The organism is Pseudohalioglobus sediminis, from assembly GCF_008370495.1.
Lineage (GTDB): Bacteria > Pseudomonadota > Gammaproteobacteria > Pseudomonadales > Halieaceae > Halioglobus.
The window spans coordinates 1-17,024 of the sequence record NZ_VTUX01000002.1 but is presented as its reverse complement, the minus strand read 5'-3'; the positions used below and the strand labels follow the sequence as shown (position 1 = coordinate 17,024).

Genomic DNA, 17,024 nt, shown 5'->3' with positions numbered 1-17,024 from the left:
CAGGTCACAAATTGAAGCCGTCGCTTTGTGGGAACACCCCGAATATGCCGCCAGTGTGCAGGAAAATGATATCGCGACAGCCGTCGAAGCGCCCCTGTTCAATTTCCTGCACCATCCCGTTGAAGGCCTTGGCGGTGTAGACCGGGTCCAGCAACACGCCCTCCAGCCTGGCCAGTTCTGCGATCAGGGCAAAGACCTCGGGCGACGCCTTGGCATAGCCCTCACCCACATAGCCATCCAGCACGCGGACATCCAGCGGTGGCGCTTGCTGCCCGTAGCGTTGCTGCCAATCCCCGACATCCTGCGCTACTTTCTCATGGAAGTAGTGTGCATCGTCGCAAACGTTGACCCCCCAGATGTCCAGCGGCAGGCCAAACAGTGCCGAGCCCAGGGTCAAACCGGCCTGCGTCCCGCCCGAACCGGTGGCGCAGACAACCTGCGCCCGCTCGATGCCCGCCGCGGCGCGATCCTGGTCGAGCTCCCGGGTGGCTTCGAGGTAGCCCCACACACCCAGGCCATCGCTGCCGCCTGTCGGTATCACCAGGGCATTCCGCCCCTGTTCGGCATAGTGCTGCTGCCAGTGGGCGAGCAACTGGTCACGCCCCTCGATATATTCGCGCGTGTCGTAGCAACTGACCACGGCACCCGCCAGATGGTCCAGCAACAGGTTACCCTGACTGCTTCCGGAGGGCTGCCCGCGCAGTACCAGGTGTACCGGGATACCGAGCTGGGCCCCGGCAAAAGCGGTGGCGCGACAATGGTTGGACTGGAGACCGCCACAGGTTATCAGCGTATCAAAGCCGTTATCCCGGGCATGAGCGAGTATATATTCGAGTTTGCGCACCTTATTGCCGCTGAGCGTGCAGCCGGTCAGGTCATCACGCTTTATCCAGAGTCTATGCCCCCTGCCCCAGCGCTCGGAGGCGCGCGGGAGGTGCTGCAGCGGGGTCGGCAGGCGCGCCAGTTCGATCTTGCGGGGAAAGCTGGGATCGATACCGGGCACCGTGGTTAGCCGATGGACTTGAGAGTGCCCTTGGGCAGCACGGCGTGAACGTGCACACGCTGGAACTTCATGTCCACGTTGTTGGCCACATTCAGGACCATGTAATTCTCGTCCAGTGCAGTCACCTTGCCGAGGATGCCCGAGCTGGTGACAACCTCATCGCCCTTCTTCAGGGCAGACACCATTTCAGCATGCTCTTTCTGGCGCTTGCGCTGGGGGCGAATCGCGATGACGTAAAACAGCACAAAAAGCAGGACCAGGAAACCAATCTGGAACAACTCTCCACCCTGGGGCGACTGTCCGGCTGCCTGGGCGTGTGCACTGGCTATAAACAAACTCATATCTTGTTACCTTTTTTGCTGGCTCCGCTCGGGAGCGTAAAAACGGCGATAAATGTACAGGGTTTCTCGGTACCGGGCAATGCAGGCCGCGCAGTCTACCTGATCGGCTGTTCAGGGTTCAATTTCTAGACACCGGTCACGCTTTCAGCGCGCCAGGGGACTGACTTCGGCGCCGCTGTTGAGTATAAAATGAGCAGTCAATAAAACAGATAATCGATGACGCCAGCATTACCGGCACTGCCAGGGGCGGCAAATGAGAAAAACAACAGCACAAACCAATCGCGAAATCGCCTACAGATTATCCAACAACCTGCCGCGCCTGCTACGCGAGTTTTCCCGCGATTACGAACGGCGGATATGGCGCCAACTGGCGGCGCGCGGCTACCCCGAAATACGGCCAGCTCACAGCCAGGTCTTCGCCAACCTGGGCATGGGTTCTGTTCGTGTCAGCGAGCTGGCAGAACGGGCGCAGGTCACCCAGCAGGCAATGGGCAAGATGCTCAAGGAGCTGGAAAGGCTGGGTTACGTTGCCCGCGATGTTGATATGGCCGACAAGCGAGCGCGTGAAATCCGCTTGACCGATCGCGGCATACAGCTGGCGCAGGACAGCCTCGAAGTCATGGAGGAGGTACGCGAATACTACGACGCCAAAGTGGGCGGCAAACAACTGGCGCAACTGGAAAACGACCTGCGCGACACGGTTGACAAGCTGGAGCTGGAGTACCTGCCGGAATCCTGGGTGGAGTAACGTCGCGTCTCAGAAGCGGTACAACCAGGCCACGCCAAAGGAGTTGAATTCATTGCCGATGCGCGTGATGACCCCGGTACTGGCGTAAACCTTCAGCAAATGCCTGGGCATGAGCGGCCGGGACCAGGTCACACCCCAGCGTGAGTTGTCCTGCCGCGTATCCTGCTTCTGGCCATCGACAGTGGTACGGCCGCCGGTGAAGTAATTCGCATCCAGTGACAACCAGCCCCTAGGCAGGTTGTAGATGACGTGAAAGCTGGTTGAGTACAGCGGGTCCTGCTGTAACTGGGCACCGTTGTAGTAGTCATCGTTGTCCTCATAAAAGGTCGCACCCAGCTTGGCCTCCCACTGCCACCGCGTACCGTAGCGCTTCGACATACCCAGCACAGGCTTGATGCTCCAGCGATTGCTGCCGGCATTGATCAGCTGGCGCGAAGTATAGTCGCCCCAGGGTGCGTTGACGCTGACACTCACGCCCGCGACCAGGTCCTGCTGCCACCCTGCAAACTGTTGCATGGACATGGCCGGCGCACCGAGGAAGTTCCAGGTCAGCTTGAAACGGGGGTCCGCGTACTCGCAGCGACGCCCCTCGACGTATTCACCGCGAAACAGCCCTTCACCCTCGTAACACAGGCGCGTGGCCACCGCGTCGGCCTTGGCGGATGACCCCGCGAGATCAAAGGTACGGGACACGCCTACAGCCAGTCCGTCGATAGTCAGTTCCGCATCCTGCAGCGGGGAAGAACCCGGAGGTGACAGGTCGCCATCTGAACGCGCGGCGCCTACAAAGACGAACGTCTGGTCAATGGGCAGGTTATTGAAACTGCGCGGTTCCAACTCCTGTCCGTGTGCAAGCGCTGTCGTACACGCCATCAACAGCGCCATCGAGACCCGCTGTGTCATACTGTGCATCAAGTTCTACAGCTGCATAAAATCAGGCGCGTTAAACACCCAGCTCTTTTCTTCCCTGCGGCTGGCGATACGCCAACCCGCGGGTGTACGCCGGTACTCGTCCACGTACCACAAGCCGAGAAAATACACCGTGGAGCCACCGTCAGGCATGGCCATTTCCATGGGGTTGAAGCACATTACCCTGCCTTGGGCGGTGTCTCCATCGACAGAGACCTGGATATTGGCATTGAGGTGCTGGCTGGCGGGGAACAGCTCACTGGTGAGCGCACCCTCAAGGAAGGCAATGGTCTCATCGACATTGCCCACACTGCCACCCACGGCACTGTAGTCAATGTGCGCATCTTCGCAGAATACCTGGTCACGGAGGTCCTGAATCTGCTTACTGTCAATGAGCTCTGCGTAACGGAACACCAGGTCCTGGATTTCAAATCGATCAGATATTTCCTGTTGCGATAACATAACGGTTCCCCGGGTGTGGTTGACAGAATTGGTGTCGTTAAAAATCCAGCGGCAGGCTGATATGGCGCTGGTACATCATATCCCTGTGCGCTTCCAATCGCGACGTCAGGCATTGGAGCAACCCCGGGTCTTCGGTGGTATACAGGGTCCTGATCCAGTCCGGCATTGGATTGGCCTCCGGCGGCAGGGGTTTGATCATGCCGACGAAGTTAGCCCAATAGAAATCCGCTGCGCTTGGCGCGTCGCCGACAAAGTACTCTCCCGCTGCCTGCTGCAGTTGCTGGTCGAGATATCCGCAGATCTGCTGCATACGCCCGGGTGCCGCATGAAAAGCGCTTTCGGAATAGCCGTACCTGTGCGCCAGGTTTGCAGCTACTTCGGGTACTGGATTAACCGCCATCATCGGATGAATCATCATTAGTCGCCGCTGCCAGCCAAAGCCCTCTGCCCCGGCGATCAGTGTGCTCAGGCCCACAGCCTGTGCGCGCAGCGCCGGTTCCTCGGGCAGCAAGGCAGGAGCGGGCTGCAAGCGGTCCGCGAGAGTGACCAGGTCCAGCCAATGGCAAGCCGGCGGCAGATCATCAGCCACCAGCACCGGGGCGGAAGATTGCCCCGTCCACGCCTTGAGGGCAGCATTCTCACCACCTCCCTCCTGGCGCACCGCTGTGAAGTCGAGACCTTTGTAGGCCAGCATGGCTTTTGCGGCTTCACCCCAGGGCCCCGGGACACCGGCAGACAACACCAGGCGCAGGCCTGGCAGTTCGATGGCTTGCTCTACTTCGATATATTCCATTTCAGCTGTCCAGTTTGAAAACTCGGATGGCGTTGTCGCGCAGGAATTTTGGCCACACCTCATCACGCAGCGGCACGTCGGGCAATTCAGCGAATATGCGATCCAGCGACAAGCCCATGGGAAAATAGCCCGCGTACATGACCTGGTCTGCGCCGCGCGTATTGGCAAATTCAATAATATCGGCCGGGTACCGGCGTGGAGTAAAAGCGCTGGTCATGTAATGGAGGTTGGGATATTTGAGCATCAACTTCCACGCCATCTCAGTCCAGGGTTCACAGCCGTGGCGCGTGACAATGCGCAGCTCGGGGAAAAACCACAACACCTCGTCCAGCAGTTCAACTTTCTGTGGGCCCGCGGGGACTCGCGGCCCGGGCACACCCATACAGGGACAAAACGGTATATCCAGTTCTACCAGCTTGCCGTAGATCGGATACCACTTCTTGTCGTTAACCGGCACCGGCGGCGAAATCATTGCCGGCGACGCGGTGACCGCCTTGATGTCGAACTCCTCTTTCATCGCGACGATGGTGCGCACTTCTTCCATACCCATGTTGGCGTTGGCTTCGTAGCAGGCAAAAAAGCGCTCCGGATAACGGCGCACCGCCTCGGCGTTGAGATCGGAAAACTTGCCCACACCGACCATGGCGCGCTCGATATTGTGCTTGTCCATTTGTGCCAGGGTATAGGCAATGTAGTCTTCCTGCTTGCCGGTCTGGGGGATGTCCTTGAACATGTACTGAGCGGGCATACTGAACATCTCATGGCTTTCTTTATCCATGAGCATAGGCTTGATCCACTCGTAGAACTGGCTGCTGTCATCTCCGGGTACGGCAAGCATGAGATCGATAACACCGATGTCGGTGGGCATGGTCATAGTATTGTCCTAGTCGTCGATACGCATGGCGTGCGCGCGCTTGCTCAGCCGCGCCGCCATGGCTTCCAGTTCAGATGCATTGCCGGGTTGGCGGGAATGAATGACCAGCTCCTCGCCGGTATTCCGCGGAATCACATGCATATGGTAGTGAAACACGGTCTGGCCGGCGGCGGCGCCATTGAGCTGGAACACGCCCACGCCATCGCACTGCAGTTCATCCCGCACAGCGTGGGCAATCAAAGTCGACACGTGCCCTACCATGGCGATGGCTTCCGGCGTGGCATCGAAAATATCCGTGTAGTGCTCCTTGGTCACGATAAGGCAATGGCCTGGAGCGGCGGGGAATATATCGAGGAATGTCCTGGTATAGCGGGTCTCATGCACCGGGTAGCAGGGGGCCTTCTCGGCGAGTATCTGGCAAAATATGCAGTTGTCACTCATGGCGCTGTTACTCCCTCTCCCCGGGCGTGGCGACATCAAACACAATCGGCATGGACTTGATGCCGCTGATGAAATTTGAACGTAACCACTTGATCTCCCCGTCAAGACGCGGATTGCGGATCAGGCGCGTTATCTCCTCGAAAATCACCCGCAACTCGAGCCGGGCCAGATGTGACCCCAGGCAGAAGTGCTGCCCGACGCCAAAGGCGCGGTGCTCGTTTCGCACATCTTCACGCTGGGCCCGGGTGATATCAAAGCGGTCGCCGTCCTTGAATACCGCCTCGTCGGCACTGGCAGCACCGTAGAACATCAACACCTTGTCGCCTTTGCTAATGCGCTGGCCTCCCAGTTCCAGGTCCGCCATCGCCGTACGCCTGAAAGCGATTACTGCCGGGTTGTAGCGCAGAATTTCCTCTACCGCATCCTCGATCATCTGCGGATGCTTCACCAGGGCCTCGTATTGATCCGGGTGCGCCATCAGCAGGCGCATGCCGTGGCTGGTAACGGTACGCGTGGTCTCGTTACCGGCAACGATCAACATCAGGAAAAAATTGCAGAAATCATCGTCGGAAAGGGGCTCGTCCTCTACCGTACCGGTGAGCAACACGTTGACGATATCGTTGCGCGGGTTGGCGCGGTGCTCCGCGGCCAGCTCCATCGCCATCATGAACATTTCCATGGCGGCATTGAGGCCGTCCTCCTCGGAGGTAGAAAGCTCCGGATCGTCCATCCCCAGCATGATATTGGTCAGCTCGAACAGGCGCTGGCGCTTGTCCAGTGGCACGCCCATCAGTTCACAGATGGCAATCAGGGGCAGGTCTACCGCGATATCCTGCACGAATTCACAGCGTCCCGCGGGAGCGACCTTCTCCACCAGGCCTCTGGCGACCTCGCGAAATCGCTCTTCATAGGTGTCGACCATGCGCGGTGTAAACGCGGCCCGCACCAGGCGGCGATACTTGAGATGTTGTGGCGGGTCCATGTTGATCAACTGGGTCTGAATCATGGCCAACTGATCGCCCTCCATCTCATTCAGCAGGCAACCGCGCTCGGCAGAAGAAAACAGTTCCGGGTGCTTGGATACATAGTCCAGGTCAGCCTGGCGCGTCACCGCCCAGAAACCCACGCCCTGCTCCGGGTCTTCGTGCCAGTAAACCGGCTGTTCCTGACGCAGGTGCCGAAACACGTCCCTGGGCAGGCCACCCGCATAGGTTTCGGGCTTGGTAAGGTCAAAATGCGGGCATCCGCTCACGCCGTATTACCTCTCTCTATTATTGTAGTTGTCATCGCCGGGAAGGCATCCAAGTATAACCCTGCCGGCCCGGGTCGTGGCTGGCTACTCTGGCCGCGCACTATTGTCAGAAGCGCTCAGGCGCTGGTCATAATAACTAGATTCAGCTTTATATAAACTCTCTATCTATCTGTTTTTTAAACTAAACTCGAATGGGATCGGCAGATTCTGCGCGGTGACGGTGCTTGCGCAGGCGCATCGGCAGGGTGTCGTCAATCGAGCGATAGCGATAGCACCCCTCTGCGTCCACCGTGCGCTCCAACTGGCCACGCTGATACAGGTAGTTGAGATGGGCTACGCACTCACCAACGGCCAGGCCGATGTGCTGTTCATTGAGTTCTCGCTGGAACAGCACCGGCAACAGCTCGACGGCGCTCTTGGGCTGCGTCATGCAGGCCTGCTCCAGCGCGATAAGGTGGTCCTCATGGTGTTCGATCAGGTAGCGCAGCCGGTGATGCAAGCCCGTGAATGGCGTGTTGTGTGCGGGCAGCACCAGGGCGTCGTCAGGCAGCACCTCAAGAAATCGCTCCAGCGAGGTGAGCCAGGCCTTAAGCGGATTACCCTCGGGCTCAAGACCGGAAACGCTGATATTGGATGTGATCCTGGGTATGACCTGATCGCCGGAAAGCAGCACGTTGAGCGATTCACAGAACAGACACGCGTGTTCGGGGGAGTGACCACTGCCTACAACGACCCGCCAGCGGCGCCCCTTGATGGTGAGGCGCGTGCCCTCCTCCAGACGGCGATAGGATGTTGGCATGGCGTGGGTGATGCGACCTACACCGCCCATGCTTGAACGTGCAGAGTCGATGCCGGCCTGGCCGCGACCGCTGCGCACCTGGTGCTGCTCGTTACTCCAGCCGAAGTGTTCCTTCGCGGCGCGAGTGTAGACCAGGCCGGTCAGGTATTCGCCCTGGGTCATGTAACAGGGCGCACGCCAGACATCACATAACCAGCCGGCGAGGCCGACATGATCAGGATGCCAGTGCGTCGCCACCACGGCCTTCACTGGCTTACCGCGCAGGTGCTTGTCGAAGATTTGCTGCCACAGGTCCCTGGTCGCCCCGACATCCATGCCGGTGTCTACCACCCACCAGCCGTCGTGGTCCTCAATGAGATACAGGTTGATATGGTCCAGCGCCATCGGCAGTGGCATGCGCAACCACAGCACGCCCTCTGCCACTTCGATTACGTCGCCGGCGGCGGGCTTCTCAGGGAAGGGGTAATTGAGCACTTATCAGTTCTTGTCCAGGCCGAGTTCCCGGATAAGCGCGATCACATCCTCGTGATGACTCTTGGTTTTGACCTTGTCCATCACGTGTTTCAGGCGCCCATCCTTGCCGATGATAAATGACGTGCGCAATACGCCCATGAACTCGCGCCCCATGAACTTTTTCAAACCCCAGGCGCCGTATTTGTCGGCCACGGCATGATCCTCGTCTGAAAGCAGGGTGAAATTCAGCTCCTGCTTCTCGATGAAGCGACCAAGCCGCGCCACAGGGTCAGGACTGATGCCAAGAACCACCGTATCGAGCTTGGCCAGCTCCTTCTTGCTATCGCGAATACCACAGGCCTGGACAGTACACCCGGGAGTCATGGCCTTGGGATAAAAATAGACAACCACGTTTTTTTCACCCCGGAACTGTTTCAGGCTGACCTTATTGCCATCCTGATCCAGGAGCGTGAATGCGGGGGCCATATTGCCAATCTTTGGAAACGCCATGTGTTCCTCCTGTAATAAGTCAGCTGCGCCGGCGATATTCGACGGCGGATACCTGAACGGGATAATGACCGGTTTTCACGTCCTCGAAGTAGGACTGGAGGGTCTGCTTGACCACGGGAAACGCGATCTCATCCCAGGGAATCTCCTGTTCGGTGTATAACCCGGTTTCCAGACTCTCAGGGCCGACACCGTAACGCCCGTCTTCAACCCGGCAGCGATAGAACATATATACCTGGCTGATATAGGGCACATCAAAAATTCGATACAACTCCAGGTCCGTCACCCGGGCCCGGGCCTCTTCCCAGGTTTCCCTGGCGGCGCCCTGCGGTGTGGTCTCGCCGTTTTCCATGAACCCGGCGGGCAGCGTCCAGTAACCCAGTCTTGGCTCGATAGCACGCTTACACAGCAGCACCTTGTCCTCGTGGACCGGCAGGCAGCCAACGATCACGCGCGGATTCACATAGTGAATGCTTTCGCAACTCGTGCACACGAAACGCTCGCGATCATCACCTTCCGGGATTGTCAGCGCCACGGTGCTACCGCAGCTGGTGCAGAACTTCATTCAGCTTCAACCACAAAGGCCCATCAAATGAGCGAATCAGTATAGAGACAATCTACGACGACGGCGAGAGCGCGGTTCACAGACTGAACTAGCGCAGCTCGCAATACGCGCCAGAGTGGAACAACAGGGGCTTGCCTGTAGGACGCGAGATCATATCCTTGACCCGGCCAACAATAATGAGGTGATCGCCGCCATCATGGGTGACATCCTGCTCGCACTCGAAGCTGACCAGCGCATTGCGCAGCAGCGGCGCCCCATGGCGACCGAGGCGATAGTGTTGCGGCGCCATCCGGTGGTCGCCCTTCTTGGCATACTGGTTGGAGATTTCCAGCTGGTCTGACGCCAGCACATTGATAGCAAACCGGCGCGCGCCGGCAAAGCTGTCGAAAACCTCAGACGAATTCTGTAAGGACCAGAGCACGAGGGGTGGTTCCAGGGAAACGGAAGCAAAAGAATTAGCCGTCATGCCCACCGCGTGGCCTTGCGCGTCTACCGCGCTGATAACGCATACACCGGTGGCAAATCTCCCCAGCGCGTTGCGCAGCTCTCGTCCGTCAATCGTCATGTGCTCTCCTTTGATCGCCTGTTTATTTTGGTGTATTGCAACGCCTTCGGGCGTTATTGGCATCACCCGTTTCGGTTATTCGCCCTGCGCTTGCCAGCGGGCTGCTCTGGCGTTGTCGCTGTCGCGTGCATCAACCCAGCGACTACCGCCGGCACCGGATTCCTTTTTCCAGAACGGCGCTCGTGTCTTCAGGTAATCCATAATGAACTCGCAGGCCGCAAAAGCGTCACCTCGATGGCCTGCGCTGACGCCTACCCAAACGATTTGGGCACCTGGCTCCAGGATACCAATACGATGTACCACCGTCGCAGCCAGCAACGGCCAGCGCTGCGCGCTGTCGCGCAGTATATGCTCGATAGATGTTTCCGTCATACCTGGATAGTGCTCCAACTCCAGGGCAGAAATGACGCTGTCGCCCTGCCCCCCACGCACGTATCCGGTAAAGGTCGCGATAGCGCCGACTGCCGCCGCATCCGTTTGTAATTCCGCCTGCAGCGCCGCGACATCAAAATCCGCTTGCTGCACGCTGACATGTGTACGCACGCGACACTAACCCCCGGTTACCGGCGGAAAGAAGGCCACTTCATCGCCATCGCATAGTGCAACATTGCCCTGGGCTACCTGCTGATTGACTGCACGTATGATGTTGTCGGCAGAAAGTACCTGCGCCCACTTTTCACTGTTGGCCGCAACCAGTTCCTGCTGCAAGCGCTCGAGATCGGCAGTACTCTCGTCATGCTCCAGGCTGAGATGCGCGCAGCCCAGTTCCTCGCGAATCCGACCAAAAAACAGCACTCGCAACATCAGCCCGGCTCCCCTGCCCGCCAGGTCCCGGACTTCCCGCCCTGCTTTTCCAGCAGGCGAAGTCCGCCGATGACCATGCCGCGATCCACCGCCTTGCACATATCGTAGATCGTGAGCGCGGCGACAGATACCGCCGTGAGCGCTTCCATTTCAACGCCGGTTTGCCCTGCGACCTTACAGCGGCCGGTGATCAGGACCTGTGTGTCACTCGCGTCCAGTTCGAACTCTATGCTGATCGCGGTCAGCATCAGCGGGTGACACAGCGGAATCAGGTCAGAACACTTTTTGGCAGCCTGGATACCCGCGACACGCGCGACGGCCAATACGTCACCTTTCTTGTGTCCGCCATCGCGCAGTAACTGCAGGGTTTCCGGCAACATGCTGACAGTAGCGCTGGCCACTGCCACGCGCTCACTCACCGACTTGCCGCCCACATCCACCATGTGGGCAGCGCCGGAGGCATCCAGATGTGAGAGTTTACTCATGGCTGATCCCGCCTTGCTGAGAACCGCCAGAGTCTATCCAATGGCGCCACTGAATAACAGGCTTGATCAATGCTGCCAGACAATTTGGCCCCGAACCACTTTCCCCACGGGCTGAGGGTGGCTTAGAGTAAGCAGAACAAGGAGACAAGACATGGCCAAACTCAAACTTGGATTACAACTCGGGTACTGGGGCGCATTGTGCCCCGGTGAGAATCATACTGCGCTGGCACAGGAGGCGGAGCGCCTCGGCTTCGATTCCGTATGGACTGCGGAATCCTGGGGCAATGATTGTTTTACACCGCTGGCCTGGATCGGGGCACAGACATCGACTATCCGTCTCGGCACGTCCGTGGCGCAATTGTCTGCACGCACGCCGACGGCCTGCGCCATGGCGACGCTGGCGCTCGATGCACTGTCAGGGGGGCGCATGATTCTGGGGCTCGGCGTTTCGGGGCCGCAGGTAGTAGAAGGCTGGTACGGCCAGCCCTACAGTAAACCGGTAACCCGCACCCGCGAGTATGTCTCCATTATCCGCCAGGTACTGGCGCGCAAAGCGCCGGTTACCAATGACGGTGAATTCTACCCCCTGCCCTATGAGGGCCCCGGTGCCTGGGGTATGGGCAAGCCGCTGAAACCCATCACCCATCCCCTGCGCGCGGACGTGCCGATTTTTATCGGCGCAGAAGGTCCGCGCAATGTCACCCAGACCGCAGAGATAGCCGATGGCTGGCTGCCACTCTACTACTCGCCGTATCGTCAGGAAGTCTATGCCGACCAGATCGCCGGCGCCCCCGAGGGCTTCGAAATCTGCCCCACGGTGATGGCCAATATCAACGACGACCTTGAGCAGGCGCTCTACCCCGTCAAGGCCATGCTCGGCTTCTACATCGGCGGCATGGGCGCGGCCAAGCGCAATTTTCACAAGGAACTCATGGCCAGGATGGGTTTCCCGGATGAGGCCGAGCAGATCCAGACACTGTTCTTCGAGGGCAAGCGGGATGAGGCCATTGCCGCAGTGCCCGACGCTTTTGCCGACGAAATCTCCCTCTGCGGGCCGCGAGAGCGTATCCGCGAGAAACTCCAGGACTGGGAAAACTCGCCGGTGACCAGTCTGCTGATAAATGGGGACGAAGCGCTGCTCCGCGATATGGCGGAACTGGCGCTCTAGGCAAAAACATCCGTTGAGACCCGCCTGACCGCGCATCCCGGCCGCAAGCTGCGCACCAGGCGGGGCCGGTCGAGGCCTGCATGACCGGTGTACGACACGCCAGATCGCCTCAGCCTTGCCATTGCCGCAACCCAGCGCGATTGAATTTGTGGGTTTTTCCGTCAACAAAGGCCTAACCGCACATGAGTCGACGGGTTAGAATGCGTAGATGGAATTGATTTTTCAGTTCACATTACTTGTCGGCCTGCTGGTTGCATCGGCATTTTTTTCCGGGTCAGAAACGGCGCTGTTTTCGCTCTCTCGCCTCGACCTGCGCCAGCTCCGTCGGGAGCGCAATCCGCTCGCGGACAAGCTTCACGCCCTGCTGGGACAGCCGCGCAGGCTGATCATCTCCATACTCTGTGGCAACCAGGTGGTCAATGTTGCGGCCACTGCCAACCTGACCGCCATACTTGTTGCCCTCTACGGTACGCACAATGCCGCCTGGATCAGCACGCTGGTCATGGTGCCTTTGCTACTGCTGTTTGGAGAGGCCACCCCGAAAACCATCGCTATTTCCGACCCCGTGGGCGTGAGCACCAGGATCGTCGCCAAACCCATGCATTTCTGGGTCAATTTGATCGCACCACTGACCTCGGCAATTCGCGTCCTTTCAGATCGTATAACCAGCCGGCTCGTCGGCGAGGAGCGATCAAGCGACAACATTCTGCAGGTAGATGAATTCAGGTCCCTGCTCGACGAGGGCGTCATCCGCGGGGAACTCACGGCGACAGAACAGGCCCTGATCCACAATCTTCTGCAGGCGGGAACCGCCGAGATCATAGAAGTGATGGTGCCCCGCACCCGTGTTCGCTGGATAAACGCTGACCAGCCCATGAGCGACATCATCGACCACTTCCTCAGTTTCCGGCATCAGCGGGTGCCTGTGTACCGGGAGCATCACGACAACGTACTCGGTTTTCTCTGTGCCGAGGATGTCATGAAATACCTGCTTGAGGATATTGACCTGACCACCCTGCCACTGGATGAGCTGCTGCGACCCGCAGCAATGGTACCCGGCACCAAGAAAGTCGACGAAATGTTCGACTATTTCCAATCCAGGGACCTGCGCGCCGTGATGGTGCTGAACGAGTTTGGCGGCGTGGACGGCCTGCTTACCATCAACGATGTACTGACCTGTATTTTCGGGCGAACCCAGGCGGAAACGGCCCGGCAGCGGGCAGTTTTCGACGTGGGCGCTGAATCCTTCGATCTGCCCGGCGACATGAAACTGATCGACCTCAATCGGCTTGCGAACTTCGGCCTGGAGGACTCGCGGATGACCACACTGGGCGGCCTGATCCTGCGGCAACTCGACCGTCTGCCAGCCCCGGGCGACCAGGTGTCTCTTGATGGCCTGCAAATCGAAGTGCTGGAGATGGACGGTAATCGCGTGGCCCGTGCTCGGGTGATGCGCCGCACAGACAGCGGAGCAGAGATCCCATGAGCACATTGTTCATGCTGGCCGGTCTTGCTGTACTCCTGGGGCTGCAGGGGTTCTTCTCCGGCGCGGAAATTGCCATCGTCAACTGCGACCGTCATAAACTGCGTCACCGGGCCAGGAACGGTGATGCCGGCAGCAAGCTGGCCCTGCGGCTGCTGGAGAGCCCGGAGGTGATCCTTAGTACGACTCTGGTCGGCACGAACGTGGCGCTGGTGCTGCTAACGGCAATCGCGACGACGACAACAATCGCAGCGGTCGGGGAAAAAGGCGATCTCTACGCGACACTGCTGCTCATCCCGATAACGCTGGTTTTGGGCGAGGTGGTACCCAAGAGCGTGTTCCAGCAACGCGCTGACGAACTGACGCCCAAGATCATCTACCCGCTGTACGCTTTCTACATCGTTTTCTTCCCGATTATTTATGTATTCTCCCGCGTGGCCCGTCTGGCGGCGCGTTGGTTCGGCCACGGCGATCCCGGTGCCGGGATTTTTCCGATTCGGGCCCAACTGCGCGCGGTTCTCGATATGGCCGAAGGTGGCGCCACGGTAGATGTGTTTGACCGCACACGGATCAGGAATGTGGTGCGCTTCGGCGAGTTCGTTGCCGGCGACGTCATGCTGCCCGCTGCGCAAATGACCGCCGTCGACACCAACACCAGGCTCGAAGACATTGATAATCTGCTGCGTAACACCGGTGTTGCGCACCTGCCCGTTTATGACGACAAACGCAGCGAGGTAACCGGCCTGTTATCGCTGTCTGTGTGGGACCTGAAACGGGTGCGAGAATCGACGCAATCGCTCAAGGACCTGGTCAGGCCGGCACTGTATGTCCCGTCACAACAGCCGCTGGTAGAGTTGCTACCGGTGCTGCGCAATCGGGAGGATCAAAGCGCGGTGGTGGTTGACGAATACGGCTCTGCCATAGGCTTGATCACCGTTGAGAGAATCCTCGAAACGGTCGTCGGGCAGGTCGGTGCAGGGGCGATATACGACGAGCAAGATGACCACCTCCGGCCTGGCTATGCAGCACTGGATGATGAAAGCTACCGCCTCGATGCGCGCATGCCGGTCGCGGAAGTAAATGACCTGCTGGGTACCGACCTGCGCCTGAGCGAGGCGCGGACTATCGGCGGACTGATCGTGGCGCGGCTGAAGCACGTACCCGCGATCGGCGAGACACTGGTCGATTGTGGCTACGCCTTTACCGTGGAAAAGGCTAACGATAGAACGATCCTGGAAGTGCACGTCAAACCGGCTGACTAGCTGGCGCAAGGCTGCCGCGAAAGCCATTGGGGAAGCATAATTAACGCAGTTTTACTGCTAAATCTTGGGGACTACCGACGATGGAAAATATCCTGACCTGGGCTGGCATCGCTTTCTGCGTAACCCAGAGCGCAATGTTCTCAGGCAGCAATCTCGCATTCTATCGACTGAGCCGATTGCAGTTGGAAGTGGAAGCCAAACGAGACGAACGCGCCAGCCGCGTATTGCGCCTGCGCGAGGACTCCAATTTCCTGCTGGCAACGATCTTGTGGGGCAACGTGTCGATCAATGTATTACTGGCCTTGCTGGCCAATTCGGTCATGGCCGGGCTGCTCGCATTTCTGTTCTCAACTTTTATTATCACCTGGTTTGGCGAAATAATGCCCCAGGCCTACTTTTCACGGCACCCGCTGCGTACCGCGTCGCTGCTGGCACCGGTCATTCACCTGTACCAGTTTTTGCTGTTTCCTTTTGCCAGGCCAACTGCCAGGTTCCTGGACTGGTGGCTGGGCAAGGAAGCCATCGAGTACATGCATGAGCCCCTGTTGCGCGACATCCTGAAAGCGCATGTGCGCTCGCCCGAGACCGAGGTCAGCGATGTGGAAGGTATCGGCGCACTCAACTTTCTGGACATCGACGATCTGTCGACCATGGAGGAAGGCGAACAGCTCAGTGACGACAGCATTATCACGCTGCCCGTAGACCTGGACCTGCCGCGCTTTCCGGAAGTAGAGCGACGGGCAGATGACGCTTTCCTGCAGCGCATCAACGCCCCCGGTGAACCCTGGGTGATCGTGGTGGACGCGGAGGGAGAGCCCCGCCTGGCCTTGCATGTGGATCAATTCACCCGCGCTGCGCTGTATGGCAAACAGCCGCTGGAGCCCTATCGCTACTGTCACCGCCCGGTCGTGGTGCGCGACCAGCAAACAACCCTCGGCGATGTGATTCGCCAGCTCAAGAGAGCCAGTGCCAACACTGATGACCAAATACAGAACGATGTGGTGCTAATCTGGGTTGGCCAGCGGCGCATCATCACCGGCAGCGACATACTGGCGCGACTGCTCACCGGTATTGGCAAATATCGCTATCACTAGCGCCAACGCCAGGCAGCGCAACGTTTCACCGGAGCCGGGCTGGCCTTGCACCGCCGGGCGGATCACAGGTTGTTTTTATAGTCCGCCTTGATTGCGGCATCTACGGCAATGGCGACTGCGGCACCACTGACCTTGCCACGCCCGGAATTCCTGGCGATTTGTTTGCCAAAATTGACTTTCAGCGGCTGCTGCCAGGTCTCTGGCTGCCAGCTCTTGCTGCGCTTGAAAGCCTTCGCGCAATGGAAAAAGCACTCTTCGACCTCGACCCTGATCAATAACAGGGCCGGCTTCCCGTTTGCCGACATCTCACCGCAGGTCTCGTCGTCTTCGTAGAGCTGCGCCCTGCCGTTTACACGCAGTGTCTCCTCGGTACCCGGAAGCGTGAACAGCAAGCCAACGCTGCCGGTGCGGAGAATGTTGCCAAGGCCATGGCAGAGTTTATTGCCCGGCCGCTCCGGGATCAGCAGGGTGTGCTCATCCCCGACACGGACAAAGCCGGCAACATCGCCTTTGGGGGAGACGGTGACTCGATTCACGTCGTCCTTCGTCGCCATGAACAGCAACGGACTCCTGCTGATGAAATCACGGGCTTCCGGGGTCAACACCGGTGAGATCTTATGCTGGACCAGTGAATGTGGTTCCCCGATAAGCTGCCTCAGCTCGTCGACGGTTTCGATGCGCTTCATGCCATATTCCTGCCCCTTTAGGGAGCACCGAGATTGATATCCCCAAGATAGGCTGCGCAGCTCGCTCCAGCAAGGTGCGCCCGGGTAGCAACGAGTTTTTTTGCACCCCTGATAACGCAAAAAGGCCCCTGCGGGACCTTTTTTGTAGTTCCTGACACATAGCTTACAGAATATACCGGAGCGCCGGCCGCCGGAGACATGGTTTACACATTTAGGTATTTGGAGGAGGCCTCCAGATGCCGTGGAAAGAGTGTAAACCGATGGATGAACGCCTCAGATTTGTCGCCAGGCTGCTCGAAGGAGAGAAGATGGCGGCCCTATGCCGAGAGT

21 protein-coding genes are annotated in these 17,024 nt (G+C 58.8%); 5 read left to right on the top strand and 16 right to left on the bottom strand.

Going from position 1 to position 17,024, the window contains the following annotated elements; all coding sequences use genetic code 11:
• Window positions 1-4: 4 nt before the first annotated feature.
• Together F0M18_RS04110 and yajC are read right to left on the bottom strand one after the other, a co-directional pair.
• Window positions 5-1,003, bottom strand: a complete 999-nt coding sequence (locus tag F0M18_RS04110) for a 1-aminocyclopropane-1-carboxylate deaminase/D-cysteine desulfhydrase (RefSeq protein ID WP_262500816.1) — start codon at window positions 1,001-1,003, stop codon at window positions 5-7.
• 5 nt (window positions 1,004-1,008) lie between these two features.
• On the bottom strand, window positions 1,009-1,344 hold the full coding sequence (yajC, locus tag F0M18_RS04105; protein WP_149610148.1) for a preprotein translocase subunit YajC: 336 nt from the start codon (window positions 1,342-1,344) through the stop codon (window positions 1,009-1,011).
• Window positions 1,345-1,597: 253 nt separating this feature from the next.
• Here yajC and F0M18_RS04100 point away from each other — a divergent pair, with 253 nt between their 5' ends.
• Window positions 1,598-2,092 (top strand): MarR family winged helix-turn-helix transcriptional regulator, encoded by a 495-nt coding sequence (locus F0M18_RS04100; RefSeq protein ID WP_149610147.1) that lies wholly within the window; start codon window positions 1,598-1,600, stop codon window positions 2,090-2,092.
• 9 nt (window positions 2,093-2,101) lie between these two features.
• Here F0M18_RS04100 and F0M18_RS04095 read toward each other — a convergent pair whose 3' ends face one another.
• The 13 genes from F0M18_RS04095 to moaC form a co-directional block, all read right to left on the bottom strand.
• Window positions 2,102-3,004: a transporter gene (locus F0M18_RS04095; RefSeq protein ID WP_149610146.1), complete on the bottom strand. Its 903-nt coding sequence runs from the start codon at window positions 3,002-3,004 to the stop codon at window positions 2,102-2,104.
• A 6-nt stretch (window positions 3,005-3,010) separates the two neighbouring features.
• Window positions 3,011-3,463 (bottom strand): nuclear transport factor 2 family protein, encoded by a 453-nt coding sequence (locus tag F0M18_RS04090; RefSeq protein WP_149610145.1) that lies wholly within the window; start codon window positions 3,461-3,463, stop codon window positions 3,011-3,013.
• Between the two features lie 37 nt (window positions 3,464-3,500).
• Window positions 3,501-4,256 carry a glutathione S-transferase family protein gene (locus F0M18_RS04085; protein WP_149610144.1) on the bottom strand — a complete coding sequence of 252 codons (756 nt, stop codon included), beginning with the start codon at window positions 4,254-4,256 and terminating at the stop codon, window positions 3,501-3,503.
• A gap of 1 nt (window position 4,257) precedes the next feature.
• Complete coding sequence (locus F0M18_RS04080; protein ID WP_149610143.1) at window positions 4,258-5,130, bottom strand: amidohydrolase family protein; 873 nt, start codon at window positions 5,128-5,130, stop codon at window positions 4,258-4,260.
• A 9-nt stretch (window positions 5,131-5,139) separates the two neighbouring features.
• The gene (locus F0M18_RS04075) at window positions 5,140-5,571 is read right to left on the bottom strand and encodes an HIT family protein (RefSeq protein WP_149610142.1); all 432 of its coding nucleotides are present in this window, start codon (window positions 5,569-5,571) and stop codon (window positions 5,140-5,142) included.
• A 7-nt stretch (window positions 5,572-5,578) separates the two neighbouring features.
• Complete coding sequence (locus tag F0M18_RS04070) at window positions 5,579-6,823, bottom strand: cytochrome P450 (protein ID WP_149610141.1); 1,245 nt, start codon at window positions 6,821-6,823, stop codon at window positions 5,579-5,581.
• Window positions 6,824-7,004: 181 nt separating this feature from the next.
• Window positions 7,005-8,096 carry an MBL fold metallo-hydrolase gene (locus F0M18_RS04065; protein ID WP_149610140.1) on the bottom strand — a complete coding sequence of 364 codons (1,092 nt, stop codon included), beginning with the start codon at window positions 8,094-8,096 and terminating at the stop codon, window positions 7,005-7,007.
• 3 nt (window positions 8,097-8,099) lie between these two features.
• Complete coding sequence (gene bcp / locus F0M18_RS04060; RefSeq protein WP_149610139.1) at window positions 8,100-8,585, bottom strand: thioredoxin-dependent thiol peroxidase; 486 nt, start codon at window positions 8,583-8,585, stop codon at window positions 8,100-8,102.
• A 19-nt stretch (window positions 8,586-8,604) separates the two neighbouring features.
• A complete protein-coding gene (locus F0M18_RS04055) occupies window positions 8,605-9,147 on the bottom strand; it encodes an NUDIX hydrolase (RefSeq protein ID WP_149610138.1) in 543 nt (180 codons plus the stop codon).
• 88 nt (window positions 9,148-9,235) lie between these two features.
• Window positions 9,236-9,712: a flavin reductase family protein gene (locus F0M18_RS04050; RefSeq protein ID WP_149610137.1), complete on the bottom strand. Its 477-nt coding sequence runs from the start codon at window positions 9,710-9,712 to the stop codon at window positions 9,236-9,238.
• A gap of 75 nt (window positions 9,713-9,787) precedes the next feature.
• Entirely contained in the window at window positions 9,788-10,255 is a 468-nt protein-coding gene (locus F0M18_RS04045) for a molybdenum cofactor biosynthesis protein MoaE (RefSeq protein WP_149610136.1), read from the bottom strand.
• Window positions 10,256-10,261: 6 nt separating this feature from the next.
• Complete coding sequence (locus tag F0M18_RS04040; RefSeq protein ID WP_149610135.1) at window positions 10,262-10,516, bottom strand: MoaD/ThiS family protein; 255 nt, start codon at window positions 10,514-10,516, stop codon at window positions 10,262-10,264.
• Entirely contained in the window at window positions 10,516-11,001 is a 486-nt protein-coding gene (gene moaC / locus F0M18_RS04035) for a cyclic pyranopterin monophosphate synthase MoaC (RefSeq protein ID WP_149610134.1), read from the bottom strand. Before moaC ends, F0M18_RS04040 begins: the two co-directional genes overlap by 1 nt.
• 151 nt (window positions 11,002-11,152) lie before the next feature.
• Here moaC and F0M18_RS04030 point away from each other — a divergent pair, with 151 nt between their 5' ends.
• From F0M18_RS04030 to F0M18_RS04015, 4 genes are all read left to right on the top strand, one after another.
• On the top strand, window positions 11,153-12,169 hold the full coding sequence (locus F0M18_RS04030; protein WP_149610133.1) for an LLM class F420-dependent oxidoreductase: 1,017 nt from the start codon (window positions 11,153-11,155) through the stop codon (window positions 12,167-12,169).
• Window positions 12,170-12,377: 208 nt separating this feature from the next.
• Window positions 12,378-13,655, top strand: coding sequence for a hemolysin family protein (locus F0M18_RS04025; protein ID WP_149610132.1), 1,278 nt, complete (start codon window positions 12,378-12,380; stop codon window positions 13,653-13,655).
• Window positions 13,652-14,914 (top strand): hemolysin family protein, encoded by a 1,263-nt coding sequence (locus F0M18_RS04020; RefSeq protein ID WP_149610131.1) that lies wholly within the window; start codon window positions 13,652-13,654, stop codon window positions 14,912-14,914. The genes F0M18_RS04025 and F0M18_RS04020 overlap by 4 nt, the downstream gene beginning before the upstream one ends.
• Before the next feature lie 80 nt (window positions 14,915-14,994).
• Complete coding sequence (locus F0M18_RS04015) at window positions 14,995-16,008, top strand: DUF21 domain-containing protein (protein WP_149610130.1); 1,014 nt, start codon at window positions 14,995-14,997, stop codon at window positions 16,006-16,008.
• A 62-nt stretch (window positions 16,009-16,070) separates the two neighbouring features.
• Here F0M18_RS04015 and F0M18_RS04010 read toward each other — a convergent pair whose 3' ends face one another.
• Window positions 16,071-16,694: an MSMEG_1061 family FMN-dependent PPOX-type flavoprotein gene (locus tag F0M18_RS04010; RefSeq protein ID WP_149610129.1), complete on the bottom strand. Its 624-nt coding sequence runs from the start codon at window positions 16,692-16,694 to the stop codon at window positions 16,071-16,073.
• Window positions 16,695-17,024: the final 330 nt, after the last annotated feature.

What these genes read in the sequence shown, in the direction of transcription:
- F0M18_RS04090 (WP_149610145.1), bottom strand. Translation starts at nt 3,463, where the DNA reads ATGTTATCGCAACAGGAAATATCTGATCGATTTGAAATCCAGGACCTG.
- F0M18_RS04095 (WP_149610146.1), bottom strand. Translation starts at nt 3,004, where the DNA reads ATGCACAGTATGACACAGCGGGTCTCGATGGCGCTGTTGATGGCGTGT.
- yajC (WP_149610148.1), bottom strand. Translation starts at nt 1,344, where the DNA reads ATGAGTTTGTTTATAGCCAGTGCACACGCCCAGGCAGCCGGACAGTCG.
- moaC (WP_149610134.1), bottom strand. Translation starts at nt 11,001, where the DNA reads ATGAGTAAACTCTCACATCTGGATGCCTCCGGCGCTGCCCACATGGTG.
- F0M18_RS04080 (WP_149610143.1), bottom strand. Translation starts at nt 5,130, where the DNA reads ATGACCATGCCCACCGACATCGGTGTTATCGATCTCATGCTTGCCGTA.
- bcp (WP_149610139.1), bottom strand. Translation starts at nt 8,585, where the DNA reads ATGGCGTTTCCAAAGATTGGCAATATGGCCCCCGCATTCACGCTCCTG.
- F0M18_RS04040 (WP_149610135.1), bottom strand. Translation starts at nt 10,516, where the DNA reads ATGTTGCGAGTGCTGTTTTTTGGTCGGATTCGCGAGGAACTGGGCTGC.
- F0M18_RS04015 (WP_149610130.1), top strand. Translation starts at nt 14,995, where the DNA reads ATGGAAAATATCCTGACCTGGGCTGGCATCGCTTTCTGCGTAACCCAG.
- F0M18_RS04025 (WP_149610132.1), top strand. Translation starts at nt 12,378, where the DNA reads ATGGAATTGATTTTTCAGTTCACATTACTTGTCGGCCTGCTGGTTGCA.
- F0M18_RS04075 (WP_149610142.1), bottom strand. Translation starts at nt 5,571, where the DNA reads ATGAGTGACAACTGCATATTTTGCCAGATACTCGCCGAGAAGGCCCCC.
- F0M18_RS04020 (WP_149610131.1), top strand. Translation starts at nt 13,652, where the DNA reads ATGAGCACATTGTTCATGCTGGCCGGTCTTGCTGTACTCCTGGGGCTG.
- F0M18_RS04100 (WP_149610147.1), top strand. Translation starts at nt 1,598, where the DNA reads ATGAGAAAAACAACAGCACAAACCAATCGCGAAATCGCCTACAGATTA.
- F0M18_RS04085 (WP_149610144.1), bottom strand. Translation starts at nt 4,256, where the DNA reads ATGGAATATATCGAAGTAGAGCAAGCCATCGAACTGCCAGGCCTGCGC.
- F0M18_RS04050 (WP_149610137.1), bottom strand. Translation starts at nt 9,712, where the DNA reads ATGACGATTGACGGACGAGAGCTGCGCAACGCGCTGGGGAGATTTGCC.
- F0M18_RS04010 (WP_149610129.1), bottom strand. Translation starts at nt 16,694, where the DNA reads ATGAAGCGCATCGAAACCGTCGACGAGCTGAGGCAGCTTATCGGGGAA.
- F0M18_RS04055 (WP_149610138.1), bottom strand. Translation starts at nt 9,147, where the DNA reads ATGAAGTTCTGCACCAGCTGCGGTAGCACCGTGGCGCTGACAATCCCG.
- F0M18_RS04030 (WP_149610133.1), top strand. Translation starts at nt 11,153, where the DNA reads ATGGCCAAACTCAAACTTGGATTACAACTCGGGTACTGGGGCGCATTG.